At 65.7% G+C, this 4,821-nt stretch carries 6 protein-coding genes; 1 reads left to right on the forward strand and 5 read right to left on the reverse strand.

Annotation, left to right across the window (positions count from 1 at the left end):
* Positions 1 to 61 precede the first annotated feature (61 nt).
* Positions 62 to 265, forward strand: coding sequence for a hypothetical protein (locus ACFDSW_RS15390; protein WP_375251155.1), 204 nt, complete (start codon positions 62 to 64; stop codon positions 263 to 265).
* A gap of 73 nt (positions 266 to 338) precedes the next feature.
* Here ACFDSW_RS15390 and ACFDSW_RS15395 read toward each other — a convergent pair whose 3' ends face one another.
* From ACFDSW_RS15395 to ACFDSW_RS15415, 5 genes are all read right to left on the reverse strand, one after another.
* Positions 339 to 956: a hypothetical protein gene (locus ACFDSW_RS15395; RefSeq protein WP_375251150.1), complete on the reverse strand. Its 618-nt coding sequence runs from the start codon at positions 954 to 956 to the stop codon at positions 339 to 341.
* Entirely contained in the window at positions 953 to 2,164 is a 1,212-nt protein-coding gene (locus ACFDSW_RS15400) for a tetratricopeptide repeat protein (RefSeq protein WP_375251151.1), read from the reverse strand. Before ACFDSW_RS15400 ends, ACFDSW_RS15395 begins: the two co-directional genes overlap by 4 nt.
* Positions 2,164 to 2,874, reverse strand: coding sequence for a hypothetical protein (locus ACFDSW_RS15405; RefSeq protein ID WP_375251152.1), 711 nt, complete (start codon positions 2,872 to 2,874; stop codon positions 2,164 to 2,166). Before ACFDSW_RS15405 ends, ACFDSW_RS15400 begins: the two co-directional genes overlap by 1 nt.
* 82 nt (positions 2,875 to 2,956) lie before the next feature.
* Positions 2,957 to 4,426 (reverse strand): Asp-tRNA(Asn)/Glu-tRNA(Gln) amidotransferase subunit GatB, encoded by a 1,470-nt coding sequence (gatB, locus tag ACFDSW_RS15410; RefSeq protein ID WP_375251153.1) that lies wholly within the window; start codon positions 4,424 to 4,426, stop codon positions 2,957 to 2,959.
* Between the two features lie 12 nt (positions 4,427 to 4,438).
* Positions 4,439 to 4,821, reverse strand: a 383-nt coding sequence (locus ACFDSW_RS15415; RefSeq protein WP_375251154.1) for an amidase family protein, incomplete at its 5' end; no start/stop codon positions are given.

Consider the following 4,821-nt stretch of genomic DNA (forward strand, 5'->3'; position numbering starts at 1 on the left):
GCCGGGCAACCCCGGCACCACCCCCGCCCCCGCCAATCCCAGCATCTGTCAGGAGGCTTTCGTGGCCGACGACAAGACGATCGACGTCATCCCCAACCGCGACGATCCCCGCCCCGATATCCAGCAGGCGGTCGAGGCACGCAGCGACGCCGTGGAACGCGGCGAAGGCGGCGATGAACCAGCACGCTTCACCGACAGCGGCGAATTCGACGGCAGCAGCGGTACCGGCGGCGAAGTGAAGAATCAGGATCTCGACCAGCAATAACGCGATGGGGGCGGCGAACCGCCGCCCCTCTCCGCAATCGACCCCTCGATCGCTCGCATATCCGATCGGCCCATCATTTGGCGGGCGTTTCCCGGCTCAACGTGGCGCTCGCCACCAGCTTGCGAAAATCGTCGGCCGTCCGCTCGTAGAAATGCAGGCGCGGCGCATCGAACGTCGCCATATACAATTTCCCGTCGACCAGGGTGGCGATGGCCTGCCCGCGTCGGGGCAAATTGTCCGAATCGAGATATTCGTAGGCGAACGCCACGCCGTCATGATCCAGGAAATGCTCGGGCGTCGTCGCAGTGACCGTGAAGGCGCCGATCTGCCGTGCGGCGCGATAGGTGCGCTCCAGCAGCTCCGGCACGTCGATCAGCAGCGTCGAGGCGGTGAATTTGGGCAGCGGATCGCGCTTCTTGCTCCGCTCGCGCACCAATGGTTCGCCGGGCTCCACCCCGGCATAAAAGGTGACGTCGTTCAGTTGCTCGCCATCCAGGGTCCACGTCTCGGCAAACTTGCCCGGACGCGCCGACAGGGTGTTCCAGTCGCGCGGGGGCGTCACCAACAGAGACGAACCCCGGATCGAGACGCTCTTGCCCTGTGCACGAAAGTCGTTGGCCCGCCCCGGCGTCGTCATCGCGGCGGCCAGCACCAGCGCGGCGGCGGCAATCGTCATGGCTGTATGTTTCATTGCGCGCCTCCCAGCGTCGACAGGATCATCCGGACCATCGCGGCGTCGGCCGCGTCGGGCTTCAGTTGCAGGTAGCGGCGCAGCGCAGCGGCCCCTTCAGTCGTTCGCCCCGTCTTGACCAGTGCGATACCCAGGCCGCGCCGCGCCTCGGCGAGATCCGGATCGAGCGTGAGCGCCTTCGCGTAGAAATCGGCCGCGTTCATCAGGTCGCGCTGCTGCCCGCGCGAACGGTACAGATCGCCCCGCGCGCGCCACAGCGTCGCGGTCCAGCCCGCCTCACCGAGATGCGCGATGATGAAATCGCTGGCGCCGAAGTCGTTAAGCTTGATCTGATCGTCGAGGAACATGGGCAGCCATGTCGCCATCGCGGCGGCGTAACGCGCGTCGCCTTCGTCCCGCGCCGCGCCATCGGCTTCGGCGAGGTCGTACAGATATTGCGCGCGCTCCCCTTCCGGCGGATGCGAGGCGAAGAAGGCGACGCGCTGAAAATCGGGCTTCTTCAGCCCCCGCGCACTCGCGGACGCCTCCTGCTCGAGAATCAGCGTGCGCCACACCCGTGACGCTGCCGTGGCGCGCAAATGGCTGGCGTTGAGATAGCCGAGGCCGACGACATCCGCCTCGCGCTCTTGATCCCGGCCGAAGCGGTACAGATTGCCCAGCACCGACCATTGCAGGTTGTTGAAGCTCTGCCCGCCCTGCGGACCGCCCATCGATCCCAGCACCAGCGCCCAGCTGAGCAGATCACTGCCGCGCCGCGCCGCCTTGAACTTGTTGAGCGTATGCCGTTTCTCGAAATGCCCGAATTCGTGGCCAAGCACCGCGCCCAGCTCCGACTCGGAGCGTACCCGCAGCAACAGCCCCGATTGCACCCGCATCGTGCCGTTGGGCGACATGCTGGCGTTGAACGACGGCACCCGCACGATATAGACCCGTGTCGCGCCGCAGCGATCCTGGCCCACCGTCGCGCACAGCACCGACCGGACATAACCGGTGAGCGCCTCGTCATGGATGACGAGCGGAGAAGCGGCGAGCTTCGCCTCGCTCTCGTCATCCTCGTGCCAGATACCGATCTCGTCCACACCCTGCGGCTGGTAGGCGCCGGCGTAAGGCGCGGGCAGCGGCGCTGGGTGCGGCCCTGTGGTCGCGGCCATCGCGGCAATGGCGGGGAGGGTCAGCGCGAAAGCGGCCGACGTCAGCCAGCGCTGCATCACGGTTTCGCCGGCTGGGCGGCATCGCTTCCCGGAAAATCCTCCAGCAGCTGCCCGATCCGCTTGATCGCGCCATCGGCGTCGCGCACGTCACCACCCATCGCCGCGTCGGCGTTGAGCCACAGCAGGTCGCCGGTGCGAAGATCGACCAATCCCGCATAGCCGGCATGCTCACCGGATTTCACCGCGAGACCGGGCCCCAGCATCGCCGCGATCTGCAGCAGCTTGCGCCCGGTCGAACCATAGGCATCCTTGTTATAGAGGAACAATGCGTAGTCCGCATCCTTCGCGCCGGGCAGGTCCCGCACCCCGCTGCCCAGCGACCAGTCGAATACGCCCGCCTTGTTGTCATGCTTCTTGGTGGGCAGGCGATTGCCCTTGAAGAATTGATATTCGATCACCGCCTGCGACACGGCGGCGAACAGGCGCGCATATTCATCGGCACGCTGCGCGTCATCGCCGAAGCTGTCCGGCGCCGATATCACCTTGTTGCCCAGCGCCGCCTGCCGCGCGGCGAGGGCGTCGCCGATATTCTTGCGCGCCTTTTCGGTCCAGTCGCCGTTCGGTTCGAACAAGCCGCCGGTGGATTGCGCACCGACGCTCACCGTGGGGCGCAGGAGCAGGATCGTCTTGCCGCTATGTGGCGGCAGGACAAATCCTTCCTTGATCGCTGTTCGCTCCTGCGCCGCCGCCGGCAGGGCACAGATCATCAGCACTGCCGCGACAGCGCATTTCATCAACATGGCCAGACGCCCCCGTCCTTTTCCCCGGGGCGGAAGCTAGAACACGGCGTCAGCCGGAGGCAAGCGCCTTCCTGAGAAGGTCGTTCACCACTTTGGGATTTGCCTTCCCTCCCATGGACTTCATCGTCTGGCCGACGAAGAAGCCGAATAGCGCCTCCTTGCCGGCACGATACTGTTCCAGTTGACCGGGATTCTTCGCCAGCACCTCGGCGATGACGCTTTCGATCGCGCCGGTGTCGCTGGTCTGCTTCAGCCCGCGCTCCTCGACGATGCGACCCGGGGCGTCGCCCGTTTCCAGCATCGCCTCGAACACCTGCTTGGCGAGGCTGCCCGACAGCGTGCCATCCGCCACCAGCGCGAGCAATTCCGCCGCCCGCGCGGGGGTCACCGGGCTGTCGGCGATGCTCTTGCCAAGCCGGTTGAGCGCGCCGAACAGCTCGCTCGTCACCCAGTTCGCCGCCGCCACGGGCTTCGCGCCCGCCTCCAGCAGCGCATCGAACCAGCGCGCGCTTTCCACCTCGGCGGTCAGCACATCGGCATTGTACGGCGTGATCCCCAGCCCTTCATACCGCTTGCGCTTGGCATCGGGCAGTTCGGGCAGGCTGGCCCGGCATTCCGCCAGGAATGCCTCGTCCAGTTCCAGCGGCAGCAGATCGGGATCGGGGAAATAGCGGTAGTCGTGCGCATCTTCCTTCGACCGCATCGAGCGCGTCGTGCCGGTATCGGGATTGAACAGCCGCGTTTCCTGAACGATCTTGCCGCCCGCCTCCAGCACATCGACCTGCCGGTTCGCCTCATGCTCGATCGCTGCCATCACGAAGCGCACCGAATTGACGTTCTTCGTCTCGGTGCGGGTCCCGAACTCCTCGCCCGGCCGACGCACGCTGACGTTGACGTCGGCGCGCATCGAGCCTTCCTCCATATTGCCGTCGCACGAGCCGACGTAACGCAGGATCGCTCGCAGCTTTCTTAGGTAAGCCCCTGCTTCTGCTGGAGAACGCATATCCGGACGGCTGACGATTTCCATCAGCGCCACGCCCGACCGATTGAGATCGACATAAGAGCGCGTCGGATGCTGGTCATGCATCAGCTTGCCCGCGTCCTGCTCGACATGGATGCGCTCCACGCCGATCGTCTTGACGGTCTCGCCATCTTCGATCTCGACTGAGCCTTCGCCGACAAGCGGATGATAAAGCTGCGAAATCTGATAGCCCTGCGGCAGATCGGCGTAAAAGTAGTTCTTGCGATCGAACCGTGACCAACGGTTGATCTGCGCGTCGATCGCCATGCCGGTACGCACCGCCTGGCGAATGCACTCACGATTGGGAACCGGCAGCATTCCGGGCATCGCGGCATCGACCAGCGATACCTGCGTATTCGGCTCCGCCCCGAAAGCGGTGGCCGCGCCGGAGAACAATTTCGCGTTCGACGTCACCTGCGCATGGACCTCGAGGCCGATCACGACCTCCCAATCGCCGGTGGCGCCCTTGATGCGGAACGGAGTGGATGCGTCAGCCATGTCTCGTCTTCCTTACCACCAGCGCCCCGGTCGCGCGACGAAGCCGGCGCGTTCCTCGATCGCCAGCGCGGCGTTTAGCACGCCCTGCTCGTCCAGCGCCCTGCCGATGATCTGCAGCCCCAGCGGCAAGCCGCCCGCATCGACGCCGCCGGGCACGCTCATCGCGGGCAAGCCGGCCAGCGACGAGGGCACGGTGAACACGTCGTTGAGATACATTGCGATCGGATCGGCGCTCTTCTCGCCCAGCGCGAAGGCGGCGGACGGCGCGGTGGGGGTCAGCAGCACGTCACACCGCTCCCACGCCCGCTCGAAATCCTGCGCGATCAGCGTGCGGACCTTTTGCGCCTGCGTGTAATAGGCGTCGTAGAAGCCGGCGGACAGCACATAGGTACCGA

The sequence above is a fragment of the Sphingomonas sp. genome, assembly GCF_042091075.1.
GTDB lineage: Bacteria > Pseudomonadota > Alphaproteobacteria > Sphingomonadales > Sphingomonadaceae > Sphingomonas.

Excerpts from the sequence above, each read along its gene's own strand:
- ACFDSW_RS15400 (WP_375251151.1), bottom strand. The coding sequence starts at position 2,164 with ATGCAGCGCTGGCTGACGTCGGCCGCTTTCGCGCTGACCCTCCCCGCC.
- gatB (WP_375251153.1), bottom strand. The coding sequence starts at position 4,426 with ATGGCTGACGCATCCACTCCGTTCCGCATCAAGGGCGCCACCGGCGAT.
- ACFDSW_RS15405 (WP_375251152.1), bottom strand. The coding sequence starts at position 2,874 with ATGATCTGTGCCCTGCCGGCGGCGGCGCAGGAGCGAACAGCGATCAAG.
- ACFDSW_RS15395 (WP_375251150.1), bottom strand. The coding sequence starts at position 956 with ATGAAACATACAGCCATGACGATTGCCGCCGCCGCGCTGGTGCTGGCC.